Consider the following 17,660-nt stretch of genomic DNA (forward strand, 5'->3'; position numbering starts at 1 on the left):
GGGTTTCTGATATTTAGCGCGAGTATTTTGCCTTCATTCGCGAGTATTCACTTCCCTTCCGCGAGTAATTCTCATGCTCTGCAATTAATGCCTAAAGATGTTTACTTTCTTGTTACATGATAAACTTATTAGGAAGCGTTTTTATTCGATTAGAAAAGAGGTGCTTGTTATGAAAATCGTTATTGCAGGTGGCACTGGCTTTGTTGGAAAGGCACTTATAAAGCTATTGCAGAACAATGGACATGACCTTTTTGTCTTAACACGTCATGAGTCAAAACTAGAAAATGGCGTTCACTATGTACAATGGCTGCAGCAGCACGAGCAACCTTTGGCAATATTTGAAGATGTGGATGCCTTTGTGAATTTAGCAGGTGTTTCATTAAATAATGGTCGTTGGACAAAAAAACAAAAGAAAGCTATCTATTGGAGCCGAATGAATGCAACATTGGAATTAGTACGCATAATGGACATGCTCACGATAAAGCCAAAAGTACTTGTCAATGCTAGTGCAGTTGGTATATATCCTACTTCCACTCAAGCCATCTATAATGAAGATTTTACGGATTATGCAACTGATTTTTTGGGCACTACTGTTCATGATTGGGAACGACATGCGAAACGAGCAGAAGCGTTAGGTATACGTGTGGCTCTTGCACGCTTTGGTGTCATCTTAGGGAGAGATAGTGGTGCACTTCCACCCATGCTATTGCCCTATCAAATGCATGTAGGTGGAACGATTGGTTCTGGAGAGCAGTGGCTTTCATGGGTACATATTGAAGATGTAGCACGTGCGATTTATTTCGCTATTACAAATGAAAATATTCACGGTCCATTTAATATAACAGCGCCGCACCCGATGAGAATGAAGGAATTTGGTCAAACGATTGCAGAAGTCATGGACAGACGTCATTGGCTACCTGTTCCTAGCTTTGCGATGCGTTGTGCTCTCGGCGAACAAAGCACACTTGTACTAGAAGGACAACATGTGCTGCCAACCCTTTTAGAACAACAACATTTTATATTTAAATACCCTTATTTAAAGCAAGCACTTGAAAATTTGTTAAAGGCTCAAGATTAGAAAAAATTAAGTTGGATAATTTTTTTAGTAATTACGCATTCTAATGAAAAAGAAAGGATGCGTTTTTATGTGGAAACAACATATAGTAGGTGCGGTAATTGCTACTTTTATTATTGCCGCAGGAATTAGCTTTAATCCATATTTTGCTGCTGGTTCTGATGAGCATCATTGGGGCTTTAAGCGAGCTAAAAACGGTGAACAGGCAGAGGCAGGGGCACAGCTCGATCAGTTACTCGACAAATATGGTGCGATTTATAAAGGGAAGGCAGATAAAAAAATTGCTTATTTAACATTTGATAATGGCTATGAAAACGGCTTTACTGAAAGTATTTTGGATACATTGAAAAAAGAAAATGTACCTGCAACTTTCTTTTTAACAGGCCATTACTTAGACAGTGCCAGCGATTTAGTGAAACGCATGGTGAAGGATGGTCATATCATTGGGAATCACTCATATGGTCACCCTAATATGGCACGACTCTCACAGGATGGCATACGTGCCGAATGGAGAAAGTTTGATGGCAAGTTACGTGAACTGACAGGCATCGATCGTACCACATATGCTCGTCCACCTGAAGGTATTTTTAATGCAAAAGTGTTAGAGGTGGGCAATGCTGAAGGCTATCGTCATATTTTCTGGTCTGTGGCCTTCAAGGATTGGATGAAGGATGAGCGTCGTGGTGCAGATTATGCTTATAATGCACTTATGGAACAATTGCATCCAGGTGCCGTTATTTTAATGCATACAGTGGCACAGGATAATGCAGAAGCTTTACCAATGTTTATTGCAGAAGCTAAAAAACAGGGTTATACCTTCTTATCGCTTGACGATTTAGTATTAGAATATGAAGATTTCCCTGTTGCTTTGCAATCGCCTGCTCCTTCGTTATAATGGGGAGATGACATTATAGAGCAGGGACGTGGAATGTTTGACACAGCAAACAACAATGACCGTGGGACAAAAATTCCCACTCACAATAAAAAGGCTAGGCATTAATGGTGAAGGTGTAGGATTTTATAAACGTAATGTGGTATTTGTAAAGGGAGCTATTCCTGGAGAAGAAATCACAGCTCAAATAACGAAAACACAGCGTAATTTTGCTGAAGCAGAGATTTTAGCCATTCGTAAAGCTTCAAAGCATCGTCAGGAAGCACCTTGTCCAGTGTACGATGACTGTGGCGGCTGCCAGCTTCAGCATATGACATATGACAAACAGCTAATAGAAAAGCGTGACATTGTTATGCAAGCATTAGAGCGTTATGCCAAACCTTTAGTTGAAACGATTGAAGTGCGAAAAACACTTGGTATGGATGACCCTTGGCATTACCGTAATAAAAGTCAATTCCAAGTGCGTAAAGAAGGCAAGCGTGTTTACGCAGGTTTATTCGCTGAAGGAAGCAATAAGCTGTTAAACATTAATGATTGTCTTGTTCAGCACCCCATTACTTCTAAAATTACCGTAGCCACTCGGAAAATTTTACAAAAGCTAAATATCACTATTTACGATGGTCGTACGCTAGATGGTTTAGTGCGTACGATTGTTGTACGTACAGGGATTCGTACAGGTGAGACACAAGTCGTTCTTGTCACAACACGAAAAGAAATCCCTCATTTAGCTGAATTGATTACACGTATTAAAAAAATCGATCCAAGTATTGTATCCATTGCACAAAATATTAACCGTGAAAAAACATCATTAATCTTCGGTGATGAAACCATTGTACTTGATGGCAAAGAAACAATTCATGAAGAGCTTGGCGAATTGGCTTTTGATTTATCAGCACGCGCCTTCTTCCAACTAAATCCAACACAAACAGTTCATCTTTATGATGAAATTAAAAAGGCTGCTGCTTTAACAGGAAAAGAAACAGTAGTTGATGCATACTGTGGCGTTGGCACAATTGGACTATGGTTAGCGGATCAAGCGAAAGAAGTTCGTGGAATGGATGTCATTCCTGAAAGCATTCAGGATGCTCGTAAAAATGCTCGCAACCATGGCTTCAAGCATACGAAATATGCAGTTGGTACAGCGGAAAGTGTCCTAGCAAAATGGCGCAAGGAAGGATTTACTCCAGATGTGATTACGGTAGATCCACCACGTACAGGACTAGCACCTGAATTTATTCGAACAGTCCTTAAACTAAAACCTAAGCGGTTTGTTTATACCTCTTGTAACCCATCCACTTTGGCAAAGGACTTACAACAGTTAGCGAAGCTTTATGATGTTGAGTATATTCAGCCAGTCGATATGTTCGCACAGACTGCGCAGGTGGAATGTGTTTGCTCCATGGTTCTTAAATCAGATTATCAGAAGAAATCATAAAATTATTGGCGACTATAAACAGATAACTAATTACAGTTATCTGTTTTTTGTGTGTTTAACAAATTTGGAAGTAAATCAAATAGATGGGTATTATTGAACTCTATCAACATCTGTTATATTATTAATATAACAAAATGAACAAAGATACATAATTTAATAACTATTAAGGAGGTTGCTTATGACAAAGCAAACAAGTATTAAAGAATTATTTATCTTTAGATTGGAATCATTGCAATAGGTTCCTTATATCCTACTATACTATCCAAAATTCCGACCCAATTAGAGCAATTTAGTGAAATGGGGATTTCAGGACTAGGAATACAATTTCATTTGATGGTTTAAAACTAAAAAGAGGATTCGAACAATGCAGGTGGATACGTCTGTTCCATTATTCTTAAAACCGATAGACAGAAATGAAATAACGACTAAAAGGTGCTGTTCTGCAAACTGCGGACTGCACCTTTTTAAGTTAATTGAAGTGCATAAAAAAAGAGGGACTGAACTTTAGGTCCCCCTTAGTCAATTCATTTATAATTTATTATAGCTATTTATATTTATAAAAAACAATTATTACATTCTCTTTGTCATATTCTAACTTCTCAATCATGACATTTATATTTACGGCATGGTGGGAGAGTAAATTCGATATGATAAACTAAATACACTTTATCTTCACATCTAATAAAATCACTTAAATGAACTGAAATTTTTGAATGACAAAGGTCTATCGTGCAATCTGATTCACATTCAGGTAAATAGCACAATACCTGATCTACAGATGTTGAACCTTGACCAGCTGCAGTTCTAAAGTCAAGTTTTTTCTTACAACCATCTATAAAAACTTCCTTAAAATTAAACCAATAACCTAATTGTCCACAAATATGAACTGCATTTAATTTAGTTTTCACTTTTTCTGGAGGACAACCTGGAATATTTATTGTTGCATAAGTAGTACACGGCTTCACTATACAATGAAGTCTTGAAAAATCAGCTGATGCATTGAATCCATATTTAGAAACAGCAAGTAAATTCACAGGTGCCTCTTTTATAAAACATGTAGAGAACTTTTTCTTACAAGGGCTATTACATTTCGAAGGATGTTTGATATATTTCTCCCACATTTCTTCTTTTGAGCCTACAAAGCTCATTTTTTCCTCATCATATAAATCTTTCATTTGCTGAGATAAGTCTATTTCAATATCAACCTGATTCATTTCAAAAAATTCTTCTGACATCATTATCCACCTCCTTTTTGCTTTATTAGTACTAGTTTATTCTGATTTGATTGTCATTTATGGTATATCAAACCATATATTACTTATTATTTTTTTTATGTAAAATAATTAGATGATTTACATAGATTATAATTTACTTTTTTCTTAAGTAACTAGTTTTCAAATAAAAAAAACGTTTCCATATAACAGGAAACGTTTTTTTCTAATGCACAGCACAAGCTGCCTGGTGGATGATGGATGGTCCAGAAAAGTCGATACCTTAACCGATATCCCAGGATTTAAATGATTTTTAAATGTTAAACTTTCAGCTTTTATCAAAAGAACTTTGACACGTAAGCTTTGTACTTTCTTCTTTCACCTTTGAGCTTTCAAATCAGTTTAGTTGAAAGTTACCATTTGTGTAAGGCATGTTTTACGTTTTAACTCGCACACATGCCTTGAAGCGCGAGCGACTTTTCGTTTTCCATTTTCGCTAGGCCATGCAAATCTTGTTAAACTTGCACTTCAATAAAGGTTGTAGCGTTCGATTCTGATAAGACAGCGTCAACCTCTGTTTCAAATTCTTCAATCCGATTGCTCAATCTCTCTATTTGCTGTTTGGCATTTAGGGGGTCAATGATTTCAAACTCATTTCTTTTCATAAATGTTTCGGTATGTAATTTGACTTCCTCTGGCGATTGTTTATCTTTATTGCCCAATATGTTAATTAAATAGGTTTCCAGTTTTCCAGGTAATGCATCATTTTCTTTGGCAACGGTATTGATTGCTGAGCGGTGCTGATGCTGTATAATTTCTAGCAAATTCTTTTCGTATTGAATGGATTGTTTCCGCTCAATTGCCTCAGCTACAGTCATTTCCTCCTTGCCCACCATCACCTTCGTGTTTGCGTTGGACTGCACAACTAGCGCTTTTATTTTATTTCGATAGCTCATTAAGCCTACTACTTTATCATAGGATGCTTGCATTTGCTTTTCATATTCATGAATGTCTACACCATTAATTTTACGATTGCTTTTTCGATTAGCTACGACTGCGCTAACCTCATTTGTGGCTGCTTCAATTCGTAGATTCAGCATCTTTAATTCTGTTAAGGCACGGTGGATAGATAGCTTTTTTATTTCGGTCATAATAAAACCTCCTTTTTAAGCAAGTGTTCTTTCATTATAAATAGAAGGATGAATAATGTCCAAAATTCCCCATTTTCTTTTTTATTGATTTCATTAGAACAAGCCTGTATAATAACTTTCTAGGTGCCAAACCTATGTAACTTGGACGGAACATCCTTGTTACGCCAAAAAACGCCATAACAGCACGGATTTGCTGGGCGTTTTTTGTTTTTTGAGCGGGAGATGAGCCCCGCTCTTTTTATTTTGCCATCGTTGTTTGTTGATGCTTTTGGCGTCCAAATATAAGTAAAACTATTGCAACAGCTAGCAAAAGCATTGCCACTAGTAAAAGGAAGCTATAATTTTTTACATATTCTAAATAAACCCCACCTAAAAATGGCCCTGTTAAACTACCAATACTTAAAGCAATTCCACAAAGTAAATTCCCTGTAGGCAGTAGCTCCTTTGGTGTCAAATCAGCCATAAATGTAATCCCTAAAGAAAACATCGAGCCAACTAGCGTACCCGTTAAGAAAAAGGCGACAGCCACAGCGAATTGTGAATGCTCTAAAAAGCTTGCAATCGCGAACATAATTGCGCCACCAAATGACCCAATCATCAAAATATTCCTTCTCCCTACTTTATCTCCTAGTGCACCAAGCGGCACTTGCGTTAAAATACCACCAAATGTAAACACAGATAAAATGATAGGAATCATGCCGACTTCAAAACCTTTGCGTAATGCATAAACAGGGAATAAGGCATTTAACGAAGATTCCAAAAACCCGTAAACGAAAGGACCTAAAAAGGCAATCCACCCAAATAAGATAGCCATTTTATACCGTTGCCATCCTCTGGCATTTAAGTCACCTGTTAAACGCTCAGGCTTTTCATTTCGTAAGAAAAATACAAAGGACCATGCAAATAGGCACATAATCGAAGATACGATAAACGGTAGGGCTTCAGCAATTTCAATTAGCTTCACCATCAGTGGTCCAACGGCAAAACCTATGCTAAATGACAAGCCATAGATGGCCATTCCCTTCCCTAAGCTTTTATGATCTGCTGTACTTGTAATCCATGTTTGTGTTGCATAATGCAGGGCATGATCGCCAACACCAATTAATAAACGAAGGACAAACCAAAAGGTCACACTTTTCCATAAAGGAAATGCAAGTAAAGACGCAAAAACTAGTGCTCCACCAATTAAAATAATCGGTTTATAGCCCCACCTGCGTAAGGGCTGCTCAATAAATGGTGAAATTAGTAATGTTCCTATGTATAAGCCAGTTGCATTCAAGCCATTCAATGCAGAGGATACCCCATCTCGTTCAAATATTATCGAAATAAGCGGTAATAGCATTCCTTGTGAAAAGCCTGATATGGATACAATTAATACTAAAATGGTAAATCTTTTTTTGCTGTAATCTGAGAAGTACGTCATTTTTTCCTCCAACATCAAGTCATTCTTCCAAAGAACAGCATACCAAAAAGCCTTAGCGCTCACCACATGTGATTTTACGCTAAGGCCTAACTAATACTTATCCTCATTTAATTGTATAAACACGAATTTCGGCTTTTGAGTATTACCGAGTACTTGTTTAAACTCCCTCCTTTTCGAGTTAGCGTTGCAAATGACTTTTTTTCGATCAGCTCCTTTACTTTATCTTAAAACAACTTTAACATACATCTTCAATATTGTAAATATTCTGTCTATTGTTTTTTTGAAATTAATCTTTTAGTCCTAGGTGTTTACCTAAACATTGAAATTTAAGCTCAAATCAGCTACGATGAAAGGGATGAAATGAGGTGTACGAATGTCAAAGCCAATCACTGATAAAGAGCAGCAAGTAACCTATTTAAAAGAGCGTCTTGAGATGTTTTTAGAAGTATTAGATGCCCTTGACCCTGAAACAGCTGAGTTAGAAGATATTGATCGCTTAATCCAAATGATGGATGATTTAGAGGACAAAATGGAGCAGTTTCATGCTCGTGAACAATAATGAATAAAAAACAAGCGAGCATCGTGTGCTCGCTTGTTTTTTAATGGCAATCCCAATTATAAAGTACCTTGCTAAAATCTTTATTGATTAACTCTTCCTCTGTGATAAAGAAATTGCCTACACCACAATCGCCCCAAAGAATATTGTCACCAATACTATCTATCTGTAACAGCATAATGATTGAATCTGTATAATCACCATATGCTCGTGGATCTTCTTGCGTAAAGAATGGATACCCCCCTATTTTATGACCATCACCAGTCATAGCATCATAGAAGCCGTCTTCTAATGCCTCGTCATTCTTCAAAGCTGTTAAGATACTTGCGTACATGTCATTGCTCCTAAAATCATCAATCGACATCGGTTCAACATCTGCTTTAAAGGATAATGCCATTTCACGCTCCACGGGAAAATATAGTTCCTCATCATCTATTTCTACAAATGAAAAGTCTTGAATAAGCTGTGCTTCATCTTGCGTAATTTGTTCATGGAAAATTACACGAAAGCCTTCTTGATTTTGCCCATTATCAAAATCCATTCCTAAAACATCGTCATAACCATCAATATAAAACTGCAGTATTCCCTCTTCTGGGAAATGGGGTAGGTGCTTTGGTACCTCTGCAAAGTTAATTTGAGCTAATAGCTTTAACGGTTGTCCCTTCGTGTTTTTTGGATATTCCATCGCCAACGGAAAATAAGGATCTCCTGCAAACTTACTTTGAAACAAAGATGTTTTTCTTATCTCCGTATCAACCAATACAACAGGCTTCACTGTTCCTTCTATTAACGGTCTATATTGTTCAAACGCTTCTGGTATTTCAAGTAATGTTTTAGCAGCCATACAAGTTCCTCCTAATTATGGATTTATCCTCATTTTAGAACAAATGTTCTATGAAATCAATACTCACCTACCAAATAAGGACTCTTTTTTTCATTAGTTGAAAAGAGTATAATGTAACGTGGAAATAATCAATTTTTCTATGGGGGGCAATACCAATGAATCTACAAACTTTGGAGAAAAGTCTTTACGATTTAATTACTGAAACATCTACGAATTTACCTAAGGATGTACGTCGTGCTATTAAAAAAGCAAAAGAAGCTGAGAATGCTGGTACACGTGCAGCAATGAGCTTAGACACAATCGCGAATAATATTATTATGGCAGAAGATAACGTGTCACCAATTTGCCAGGATACAGGATTACCAACTTTCAAAATCTATACTCCTGTTGGCGTAAACCAATTAGAAATTAAAGCTGCAATCAAAAAAGCAATCAATGATACAACTGCAGATGCTAAATTACGTCCAAATGCGGTGGATTCATTATCTGGTGCAAACAGTGGGAACAACCTTGGAGATGGATTGCCAGTAATGAAATTTGAGCAATGGGAAAAAGATTACATTACAATTAAGTTAATTCTAAAAGGTGGCGGCTGTGAAAACAAAAACATTCAGTACAGTTTACCATGTGAATTAGAAGGTCTTGGTCGTGCAGGTCGTGACTTAGATGGTATTCGTAAATGTATTTTACATTCTGTATACCAAGCTCAAGGTCAAGGCTGTTCTGCTGGTTTCATTGGTGTAGGTATTGGTGGAGACCGTTCTTCTGGCTATGATTTAGCAAAAGAGCAATTATTCCGTCATGTTGAAGATACAAATCCAAATGCTGATCTTGCAAAATTAGAAGAATATGTAGTTAAAACAGCTAACACATTTGGTATCGGTACAATGGGCTTCGGTGGTGAAGCAACATTACTAGGATGTAAAATCGGCGTAATGCACCGTATCCCTGCTTCTTTCTATGTATCAGTAGCCTATAATTGTTGGGCTTACCGTCGTATGGCTGTGGACATCGATCCTCAAACTGGCGAAATTATGAATTGGCACTACCAAGAAGGTGAAAAAATTACCTTCAAAGAAAATGAAGTAGCTGCTACAACAGAAGATACAACTACAGATGTAGTCGAGCTTACTGCGCCAATTACTGAAGAACAAATTCGTTCACTAAAAGTTGGTGATGTCGTTTCTATTACTGGTCGTATGTATACTGGCCGTGACGCCATCCACCACCATTTAATGAGCCACGATGCACCAGTTGATTTAAATGGACAAGTTATTTATCACTGTGGACCTGTAATGGCTAAGGATGAAGAAGACAATTGGACAGTAAAAGCGGCTGGTCCAACTACTTCTATTCGTGAGGAGCCTTATCAAGGAGATATCATGAAAAAATTCGGTATCCGTGCTGTCATTGGTAAAGGTGGAATGGGACCAAAAACATTAAAAGCGCTTAATGAACATGGTGGCGTTTACTTGAATGCAATTGGTGGAGCAGCTCAGTACTATGCAGACTGCATTAAAGGCGTTGATGGTGTTGATTTAATGGAATTTGGTATTCCTGAAGCTATGTGGCACTTAAATGTTGAAAACTTTACAGCAGTTGTAACAATGGACTCACATGGTAACTCACTACATGCAGATGTGGATAAATCATCATTAGAAAAGCTTGCTTTGCATGCGGAAAGAGTTTTCTAATTAAATAATAGGTAGCAGTAACCCTTTTTATTGCACAATTTTGTAAGGCACAGAATATTCCTAGTGAATAGACTGTGCCTTTTTCTATTTAAAAGTCTTTTTCAAATTATTTCAATCTCCTTCAAACTTCCTACTTTATTTTTACAAATTCCTTTGTTATAATAATTCTAAATAAAATAGATGGTAAATGAAATCCATTTTCAATTGAACATCTCTATAAAATGTTATTTAATAAAGGTTTTGATATTGATTTTCATTATCAGGAGGGATATGAATGGAATACTTTAATCGAGAAAATATAAATTTAATTGAGAAAATAAAAGAACATGCAGAATTAATCGCTGCATTGATGGCCGGTATTTTCATCTTACTTGCATGGCGTTTAGACACTGGTGGACAAACAACGGCTTCTGTTCTACTGTATTTAATTGCCTTTTGTGTGGGTGGTTTCGCGAAAGCAAAAGAAGGTATTGAAGAAACGATAGAAGAACGAAAGCTAAATGTTGAGCTGTTGATGGTATTAGCGGCGATTGGTTCAGCAGCAATAGGCTATTGGACAGAGGGCGCTATCCTTATATTTATTTTTGCGGTAAGTGGTGCACTAGAAACATATGCGATGAATAAAAGTCATCGCGAAATATCAGCCCTTATGAATTTACAGCCAGAAGAAGCTTGGTTAGTGCGTGGTGGATTTGAGCCTATGAAGGTGTCAGTGTCCACATTACAAATCGGTGATCATTTATTGATTAAACCAGGTGAACGTATTCCAGCAGATGGTATTATTTTCAAAGGCCAGTCGTCCATTGATGAATCAGCTATAAGTGGAGAGCCACTGCCTATCTCAAAAAGCGAAGGGGACGAAGTATTTGCGGGCACAGTAAACTTAAATGGTGCAATTACAATGGAAATGACAAAGGCGAATTCAGAAACACTTTTCCAAAAAATTATACAGCTCGTCCAAAGTGCTCAAAGTGAAAAATCTCCCTCTCAACAATTCATCGAAAAGTTTGAAGGGACCTATGTAAAATTTGTTTTACTAGGTGTTGCCATTATGATGTTTCTTCCCCACTTCTTGCTTGGCTGGGACTGGACAACAACATTTTACCGAGCAATGGTGTTATTAGTGGTTGCTTCTCCTTGTGCACTCGTAGCATCCATTATGCCTGCCACACTCGCTACTATATCAAATGGTGCAAAAAATGGTGTGCTGTTTAAAGGTGGTTTACATTTAGAGCATCTTAGTGTATTACGTGCCTTGGCTGTCGATAAAACAGGTACTTTAACTCAAGGCAAACCAGTTGTTACAGATTTTATTGTCCGAGATGGCGTAGAGCGTGATATGGCTTTAGCAATTCTTGCAGGAATCGAATCTCAATCCAATCACCCCCTTGCCCAGGCTATTACCTCGTATGCTAAGGCTGAGGGAATCCACGCATTGCCACAAGCAACGATTGAAGATATTCCTGGCTGGGGGATAAAAGGAACGATTCATAATGAAGCTTATCAAGTAGGTAAACCAGAGTTTGTTGGTGCACAGCTTGCTAGTGATTTTGCCAACAATGCGGCTACAAAACTTGCAGCCGAGGGCAAAACAGTTATTTTCATTCGGGATCAACATGGGATTGTTGCATTAACAGCGCTGAAAGATACTGTACGCAACGAGGCTAAGAAAGCTGTAACATTATTAAAAGAGCTTGATATTCAAGTAGTGATGCTTACAGGTGACAACGAAAAAACGGCCAAAGTTATTGCGAAGGAAGCTGGCGTTACTGAATATGTCGCAGAATGTCTGCCTGAAACGAAGGTTACTGAAATGAAACGCCTACTTACACAGCATCAATTCGTTGGCATGGTAGGCGATGGTATTAATGATGCCCCTGCATTGGCTACGGCAACTACTGGCATTGCTATGGGTGAAGGAACAGACGTTGCGCTAGAAACAGCCGATGTTGTGCTGATGAAAAATGACTTATCGAAAATCGCCTATGCTGTTCGTTTATCACGTAAAATGCAACGTATTGTGAAACAAAATATTTTCTTCTCTATTGGGGTCATTATGTTATTAATTGCCTCTAACTTTTTACAAGTAGTCGACTTACCTTTAGGCGTAATCGGGCATGAAGGGAGTACAATACTAGTTATTCTAAATGGTTTACGTATGCTCAATAAAAATGTTTAACATCAATCATGCCTCAGCGTAATTGCGTCCTAATTTTTTTAGAGCTTGCTCGAAAAAATCTGTGACATCCGCTGGGGCTTCAATATTGTTTCAGTCGTTGTGTAAACACCCATTGAACAATGGGTGCATTTAAAATAGCCTCGCTACTCTTTATGAGTTTAGCGAGGCTTTTGTTAATGCTTATTATTTCCTTATCGACGAATTTCCTTTTGAAGTGCTCTTTTCTGCATGGTAGCGTTTAATACGCCACCAAAGATTAAAATGATTCCCGTAAAGTATAGCCAGAGCATTAAAATAATGACGCCACCAATACTACCATATGTAGCAGAATAATTTGCAAAATTATTAATATAAAAAGAGAAACCATATGTGACTGCTAACCAAGCAAGTGTAGCAAACATCGCCCCTGGCCATACGCCCATTACTTTCAAACGTGGACTGGTATTTGGCACAAACCAATAGATGCCCATTAAAACAACAAAAATCAGTAATGGCGGTATCGACCATCTTAATCTATGCCAGACCGATTCAAATTGCTCCTCTATTCCGACGATTGAGAATAGGAAATGTCCAATTTGCTGTCCGAAGACGGGTAATAAGAGAGCAACAGCAATAACAATGACGAGGGCGATTGTAAAAACTAATGATAAGCCCCTATCTAATATACCTGCTCTCCCCTCTGTATCGTAGGCTTTATTTAAAGAACGAATGAGTGCATTAATGCCTTTAGATGCAGACCAAATTGTACCAAGAACCCCAATGGACAATAAACTACTGTTTCTATTCGTTAAAATCTCATTCAGTGTATTTTCAATAAGCTTATACACTTCATCAGGTAATACATTCACTAAAAATGCATAGACCTGTGTCGTTTCTAAGTTAAGATATGGTAGTAGTGTCACTAAGAAAATAAGTAAGGGGAAGAACGATAGTAAAAAGAAATAAGCCAATTGTGCAGCAAGCGCAGATATTTCAACTCGCTTGAGCCGACCTATTAAATCTTGGATAAAGCCCTTGGATGTCATAATATCAATCGCTCCCTCCTCTGGAGAGACAAACGATTTTACAAACCCAAAAGCGTTATGCAATGTTGCTTTATTCTTTTCCATACAATTCCTCCTAAAACGACCTTTACTCCTTATCAGGTAAAGTAAAGGCTGATTTCGTATCTTCAATCATTCCTTGTATCGTGGAAGGTAAATCCTTAAATTCATCCACCTTTTCGGCAATTGTGTTGACATTATCTGACACGCTTTCACAAAGCACCTTTGCCGCTAATACTTTTTCCTCAACCAAAACCTGCAATTCTTCTCGATTTGCTGCATAGTATGAGATGGCTTCCTTCATCTTTTTTGTTGAGGCAATTGTTTTTTCACGTGTTGCACGATCTAACATACTTAATGCTGCTCCTACTGCTGCTCCTGCTACAATAGATGCGAATAATTTACTTTGACCCATATTAAAACCCCCTGCTTGTATAGTTGCATATTCCCTATTATTTCATAAATAAACAGTCTACTGCACTTATTCTACCCAATAACAGTCTATTTTTAAAGCAATGCCCAAATACGGAGTTGACATTTTTTTTATTCAATGAAATGATATGTGCGAGGATTATGAAAGGTAGGGTAAAAAATGGATTTATCTGTTCCATCTAAAGAAAACGTTGTGTATATGGTCGATCAAATGAAGGACAAGCTTCGTATGGTGAATGTCGATGCCATGAAATCAGAAAACTTCGATGAAGCCAATTATGAAGATTTAGTGTATCTATATGAAATGGTTATGAAAAGAGAAACTTTTAGTCCAAGTGAAATGCAAGCGATTGTTGCTGAGTTAGGATCTTTACGTAAATAGGTAAAATGAAAAGCTATTAGCGAAAGACATTTGTCTGCTGCTAATAGCTTTTTTATTACTGTGTACTCTAAGTTTCTGAACCATCCTCAGTAACTAATGGTTGAATTAATACTTCTACACGACGATTCTTCGCACGTCCTTCCGCTGTGTCATTCGGTGCGATCGCACGATACTCGCCGTTTCCTTTTGCACTAAAGCGCGTAGGATCTAATTTGTCATTACTTTCAATAAGCAGTTCTAAAAATTTCGTTGCACGCATTACAGATAACTGAAAATTCGATGTAAAATTCGGACCTGCTGGTACATTATCTGTATGACCTGTAATGACAATATTTCGAGCTGGATCAGATTCCAGCATAGTTGATAGCTCTTTGGCAATAGGGACATACTCAGGTTTAACTGTTGCTTGCCCTGGATCAAATAAAATACTATCACGGATTGTCACAAGCAGCCCTTCATCGGTCATTTCTGTGGCGAATTGATCTTCCATTTCATTGACTGCAATAAAATTATCCACACTATCTTTTATTTCAGCTAACTCCTGTTGATCCTTTAAATAGGCAGAGTTTTGCTGTGGCGTTTGGTCGCTATCCGCATTCGGAGTAGGCACTGGTGCAGGTTGCTCTAGAAAACTAGTTCCACCATCAAATACTTGATTAAAAACTGCCGACATTCTTTCTAGCTTTTCTTGGTCGACTGAACTTGAGGCAAACAAAATAATAAACACGGCTAGCAGTAAAGTTAAAATATCTGCGTATGGAACTAACCAAGATTCATCAATATGTTCATCATGCTTTTTTTTCTTAGCTTTCTTTGCCAAGGCCACCCGCCCCGCTTTCACCAGAAATTTGACGACGTTCTTCCATCGTTAAGTATGATGAAAGTTTCTGTTCAATTACACGAGGAGCCTCCCCTTCTAATACTGAAAGGATACCCTCAATCATCATTCTCTTTTGTTTTACCTCTAAAGCAGACTTACGCTTTAGCTTGTTCGCAAATGGATGCCATAAAACATACCCTGTAAAGATACCGAGTAATGTAGCCATGAAGGCAGCTGAAATAGCATGTCCTAGCTTTTCGATATCGTTCATATCAGCCAATGCGGCGATTAACCCTACTACTGCACCAAGAACCCCTAAAGTAGGTGCATATGTACCTGCTTGTGTAAAAATAGCTGCTCCACTAGTATGACGTTCTTCCATCGCTTCTACTTCTTCCGTTAGAACATCACGTATGTAGTCAGCATTTTGACCATCAATTGCTAATGTAAGACCATTTTTCAAAAATGGGTCTTCAATTTCTGAGGCTTTACTTTCAAGCGCTAATAACCCTTCACGACGAGCTAAGTCAGCCCATTGTGAAAACATTTTAATAATCTCTATATCATTCGCTAATTTTGTTTCTTTAAAAAGAATTTTAAATAGCTTTGGTACACGCTTTAACTCCTGCATCGGAAAGGCAATTGTTACTGCGGACATAGTACCAAAAATGATAATTAGGATAGCTGCAGGGTTATAAAATGCAGATAAACTAACACCCTTCATTACCATCCCTGTTAATAATGCTACAAAAGCAAGTATTAACCCTATAATCGACGACTTATCCATTCTAGAACCTCCAAATCTACTATCTAATGTTATTTCGTCTTTTTTTCCATATTTTAAATATATAATCCTAGTATAAATGTATTTCATATATTTTTCGATGTAATTAATGCTTTTTATTCACATTTCGACCATTTTTGATTATATTGAATTAAGAATATTACACTTAACTGTCTTAAATTGAAAGGGGATATGATTTTGTTATTATCGTTGGACACAAAATTACTAAAATATGCAGAGTTAGCGGTGAAAGTAGGAGTAAATATCCAAAAAGATCAGTATCTTTATATAAGCTGTTCGACTGATAATCTAAAACTCGCACAAATAATTACTAAAATAGCCTATAAAAATGGTGCAAAACAAGTTTTTGTCGATATATCCGATGATGAAATTGTACGTGCTCGCTATGAGGGAGCACCAAAAGACTCATTTGATTTCTTCCCACCTTGGAAAGTGCAGGAACGTGAATGGTTAGCTGAACACGGTGCTGCTTTCTTAAGCATTAGTTCTCAAAATCCAGATTTATTAAAAGGAATTGAACGTGATAGAATCATGACATTCCAAAAAGCATCTGGTCAAGCACTTGCAAACTATTATCAGTGGCTACAGGCAGATAAATTTAGCTGGTCAGTCATTGCTGCACCTTCTAAGGCTTGGGCAGCGAAAGTATTTCCTCACTTACCAGAAGAACAACAAATAGATGCATTATGGGAAGCTATCTTTGCAGCAACACGTATTGACGTTGAAAACTCTGTTGAAGCTTGGCATGCCCATGATCAGGAATTACATAGCAAAGCTGATTATTTAAATGCAAAGCAATTTAAGTCACTACACTATACTGCTCCAGGCACGGATCTAACAATTGAGCTGCCTCCACATCATGTGTGGGCAGGCGGTAGTAGTATTAGCACACAGGGCCAAACATTTATGGCCAATATGCCAACTGAAGAAATTTTTACAGCACCTTTAAGAACAGGTGTTAATGGTTATGTAACAAGCACTAAGCCTTTAAGCTATGGCGGCAATATTATAGACAATTTCACATTAACATTTAAAGATGGTCGGATCATTGACGTCAAGGCGGAGCAAGGCCAAGAAATTTTAGCTTCCCTTATTGAAACGGATGAGGGTGCTCATTACCTTGGGGAAATAGCATTAGTACCACATAAATCACCTATTTCACAATCGAACTTATTATTTTACAATACATTGTTTGATGAAAATGCATCCAATCATTTAGCCATTGGTAGTGCCTATGCCTTTTGCATTGAGGGTGGTAAAGAAATGACTACTGAGGAGCTAAGTGCGCATGGACTTAACCAAAGTTTGACACATGTAGACTTTATGATCGGCTCGAGCAATATGAATATAGATGGAATAACACAGGATGATCAAATAGACCCAATATTCCGCAATGGAAATTGGGCATTCTAAATAATCCATTCCTACTAATAGTATTCTAGGCTAAGTATGTTAAGGTTGTCATAAATTATCCTTAGATTTTCCTAGTAACCTATTGTATAATTGTTTTAGGGAAATTTAGTAGATCATTTAAGTAGAGAGGAGCTCTAATAATGTTCATTACAACTGTTCTTGGCTTTTCAGCAGTTTTATTAATTTCAACGGGATTCTTCATCCACTACCTACAAGTTGGTTTAGATAGCAAGTCTTCAGTAACTGTAGATCCAAAGCCAAACGAAAAATTTTAATGTGTAAAAAACAGCTACTATATAGGTAGC

At 37.4% G+C, this 17,660-nt stretch carries 17 protein-coding genes; 9 read left to right on the plus strand and 8 right to left on the minus strand.

The genetic code is table 11. From position 1 onward, the window contains the following. Nucleotides 1-169 precede the first annotated feature (169 nt). The 3 genes from JTI58_RS05050 (at nucleotide 170) to rlmD (ending at nucleotide 3,402) form a co-directional block, all read left to right on the plus strand. Nucleotides 170-1,078 (plus strand): TIGR01777 family oxidoreductase, encoded by a 909-nt coding sequence (locus tag JTI58_RS05050; RefSeq protein ID WP_205445619.1) that lies wholly within the window; start codon nucleotides 170-172, stop codon nucleotides 1,076-1,078. Between the two features lie 67 nt (nucleotides 1,079-1,145). After that, nucleotides 1,146-1,970 (plus strand): polysaccharide deacetylase family protein, encoded by an 825-nt coding sequence (locus JTI58_RS05055; protein WP_205445621.1) that lies wholly within the window; start codon nucleotides 1,146-1,148, stop codon nucleotides 1,968-1,970. Nucleotides 1,971-2,007: 37 nt separating this feature from the next. Beyond that, nucleotides 2,008-3,402 carry a 23S rRNA (uracil(1939)-C(5))-methyltransferase RlmD gene (rlmD, locus tag JTI58_RS05060; protein ID WP_205445623.1) on the plus strand — a complete coding sequence of 465 codons (1,395 nt, stop codon included), beginning with the start codon at nucleotides 2,008-2,010 and terminating at the stop codon, nucleotides 3,400-3,402. A 599-nt stretch (nucleotides 3,403-4,001) separates the two neighbouring features. On the opposite strand, the gene JTI58_RS05065 is transcribed toward rlmD, so the two are convergent. The 3 genes from JTI58_RS05065 to JTI58_RS05075 form a co-directional block, all read right to left on the minus strand. Next, nucleotides 4,002-4,640 carry a hypothetical protein gene (locus JTI58_RS05065; RefSeq protein WP_205445625.1) on the minus strand — a complete coding sequence of 213 codons (639 nt, stop codon included), beginning with the start codon at nucleotides 4,638-4,640 and terminating at the stop codon, nucleotides 4,002-4,004. 488 nt (nucleotides 4,641-5,128) lie between these two features. Further along, a complete protein-coding gene (locus JTI58_RS05070; RefSeq protein ID WP_205445626.1) occupies nucleotides 5,129-5,764 on the minus strand; it encodes a hypothetical protein in 636 nt (211 codons plus the stop codon). A 238-nt stretch (nucleotides 5,765-6,002) separates the two neighbouring features. Further along, nucleotides 6,003-7,187: an MFS transporter gene (locus tag JTI58_RS05075; RefSeq protein ID WP_205445628.1), complete on the minus strand. Its 1,185-nt coding sequence runs from the start codon at nucleotides 7,185-7,187 to the stop codon at nucleotides 6,003-6,005. A gap of 373 nt (nucleotides 7,188-7,560) precedes the next feature. Here JTI58_RS05075 and JTI58_RS05080 point away from each other — a divergent pair, with 373 nt between their 5' ends. Beyond that, nucleotides 7,561-7,746: an SE1561 family protein gene (locus JTI58_RS05080; protein WP_016995373.1), complete on the plus strand. Its 186-nt coding sequence runs from the start codon at nucleotides 7,561-7,563 to the stop codon at nucleotides 7,744-7,746. A gap of 40 nt (nucleotides 7,747-7,786) precedes the next feature. Here JTI58_RS05080 and JTI58_RS05085 read toward each other — a convergent pair whose 3' ends face one another. Beyond that, nucleotides 7,787-8,587, minus strand: coding sequence for a YwqG family protein (locus JTI58_RS05085; RefSeq protein ID WP_205445629.1), 801 nt, complete (start codon nucleotides 8,585-8,587; stop codon nucleotides 7,787-7,789). Between the two features lie 155 nt (nucleotides 8,588-8,742). Here JTI58_RS05085 and JTI58_RS05090 point away from each other — a divergent pair, with 155 nt between their 5' ends. Both JTI58_RS05090 and JTI58_RS05095 read left to right on the plus strand, forming a co-directional pair. Further along, nucleotides 8,743-10,281, plus strand: a complete 1,539-nt coding sequence (locus JTI58_RS05090) for a fumarate hydratase (RefSeq protein ID WP_205445631.1) — start codon at nucleotides 8,743-8,745, stop codon at nucleotides 10,279-10,281. Nucleotides 10,282-10,555: 274 nt separating this feature from the next. Then, entirely contained in the window at nucleotides 10,556-12,460 is a 1,905-nt protein-coding gene (locus tag JTI58_RS05095; RefSeq protein WP_205445632.1) for a heavy metal translocating P-type ATPase, read from the plus strand. Between the two features lie 191 nt (nucleotides 12,461-12,651). Here the strand turns inward: JTI58_RS05095 and JTI58_RS05100 are convergent, their stop codons facing one another. Next, entirely contained in the window at nucleotides 12,652-13,569 is a 918-nt protein-coding gene (locus JTI58_RS05100) for a YihY/virulence factor BrkB family protein (RefSeq protein ID WP_205445633.1), read from the minus strand. 22 nt (nucleotides 13,570-13,591) lie between these two features. Then, on the minus strand, nucleotides 13,592-13,918 hold the full coding sequence (locus JTI58_RS05105) for a YtxH domain-containing protein (protein WP_205445635.1): 327 nt from the start codon (nucleotides 13,916-13,918) through the stop codon (nucleotides 13,592-13,594). 177 nt (nucleotides 13,919-14,095) lie between these two features. Here JTI58_RS05105 and JTI58_RS05110 point away from each other — a divergent pair, with 177 nt between their 5' ends. Further along, complete coding sequence (locus tag JTI58_RS05110) at nucleotides 14,096-14,317, plus strand: DUF1128 domain-containing protein (protein WP_016995366.1); 222 nt, start codon at nucleotides 14,096-14,098, stop codon at nucleotides 14,315-14,317. A gap of 67 nt (nucleotides 14,318-14,384) precedes the next feature. Here the strand turns inward: JTI58_RS05110 and motB are convergent, their stop codons facing one another. Then, the gene (motB, locus tag JTI58_RS05115; RefSeq protein WP_004225581.1) at nucleotides 14,385-15,137 is read right to left on the minus strand and encodes a flagellar motor protein MotB; all 753 of its coding nucleotides are present in this window, start codon (nucleotides 15,135-15,137) and stop codon (nucleotides 14,385-14,387) included. Continuing rightward, nucleotides 15,121-15,924 carry a flagellar motor stator protein MotA gene (motA, locus tag JTI58_RS05120; RefSeq protein ID WP_205445636.1) on the minus strand — a complete coding sequence of 268 codons (804 nt, stop codon included), beginning with the start codon at nucleotides 15,922-15,924 and terminating at the stop codon, nucleotides 15,121-15,123. Before motA ends, motB begins: the two co-directional genes overlap by 17 nt. Before the next feature lie 189 nt (nucleotides 15,925-16,113). Between motA and JTI58_RS05125 the strand changes: the two genes are divergently transcribed. Together JTI58_RS05125 and JTI58_RS25030 are read left to right on the plus strand one after the other, a co-directional pair. Then, entirely contained in the window at nucleotides 16,114-17,355 is a 1,242-nt protein-coding gene (locus tag JTI58_RS05125) for an aminopeptidase (protein WP_205445638.1), read from the plus strand. Nucleotides 17,356-17,495: 140 nt separating this feature from the next. Next, entirely contained in the window at nucleotides 17,496-17,630 is a 135-nt protein-coding gene (locus JTI58_RS25030) for a hypothetical protein (protein ID WP_004225590.1), read from the plus strand. Nucleotides 17,631-17,660 lie beyond the last annotated feature (30 nt).

The sequence above is a fragment of the Lysinibacillus fusiformis genome (assembly GCF_016925635.1).
GTDB lineage: Bacteria > Bacillota > Bacilli > Bacillales_A > Planococcaceae > Lysinibacillus > Lysinibacillus fusiformis_F.

Bases quoted from the DNA above. Each gene is read 5' to 3' on its own strand.
- JTI58_RS05125 (WP_205445638.1), top strand. From the start codon at position 16,114: ATGATTTTGTTATTATCGTTGGACACAAAATTACTAAAATATGCAGAG.
- JTI58_RS05065 (WP_205445625.1), bottom strand. From the start codon at position 4,640: ATGATGTCAGAAGAATTTTTTGAAATGAATCAGGTTGATATTGAAATA.
- JTI58_RS05075 (WP_205445628.1), bottom strand. From the start codon at position 7,187: ATGACGTACTTCTCAGATTACAGCAAAAAAAGATTTACCATTTTAGTA.
- JTI58_RS05050 (WP_205445619.1), top strand. From the start codon at position 170: ATGAAAATCGTTATTGCAGGTGGCACTGGCTTTGTTGGAAAGGCACTT.
- JTI58_RS05055 (WP_205445621.1), top strand. From the start codon at position 1,146: ATGTGGAAACAACATATAGTAGGTGCGGTAATTGCTACTTTTATTATT.
- JTI58_RS05070 (WP_205445626.1), bottom strand. From the start codon at position 5,764: ATGACCGAAATAAAAAAGCTATCTATCCACCGTGCCTTAACAGAATTA.
- JTI58_RS05110 (WP_016995366.1), top strand. From the start codon at position 14,096: ATGGATTTATCTGTTCCATCTAAAGAAAACGTTGTGTATATGGTCGAT.
- JTI58_RS05085 (WP_205445629.1), bottom strand. From the start codon at position 8,587: ATGGCTGCTAAAACATTACTTGAAATACCAGAAGCGTTTGAACAATAT.
- JTI58_RS05100 (WP_205445633.1), bottom strand. From the start codon at position 13,569: ATGGAAAAGAATAAAGCAACATTGCATAACGCTTTTGGGTTTGTAAAA.
- JTI58_RS05095 (WP_205445632.1), top strand. From the start codon at position 10,556: ATGGAATACTTTAATCGAGAAAATATAAATTTAATTGAGAAAATAAAA.
- JTI58_RS05080 (WP_016995373.1), top strand. From the start codon at position 7,561: ATGTCAAAGCCAATCACTGATAAAGAGCAGCAAGTAACCTATTTAAAA.
- JTI58_RS05105 (WP_205445635.1), bottom strand. From the start codon at position 13,918: ATGGGTCAAAGTAAATTATTCGCATCTATTGTAGCAGGAGCAGCAGTA.
- JTI58_RS25030 (WP_004225590.1), top strand. From the start codon at position 17,496: ATGTTCATTACAACTGTTCTTGGCTTTTCAGCAGTTTTATTAATTTCA.
- JTI58_RS05090 (WP_205445631.1), top strand. From the start codon at position 8,743: ATGAATCTACAAACTTTGGAGAAAAGTCTTTACGATTTAATTACTGAA.
- motA (WP_205445636.1), bottom strand. From the start codon at position 15,924: ATGGATAAGTCGTCGATTATAGGGTTAATACTTGCTTTTGTAGCATTA.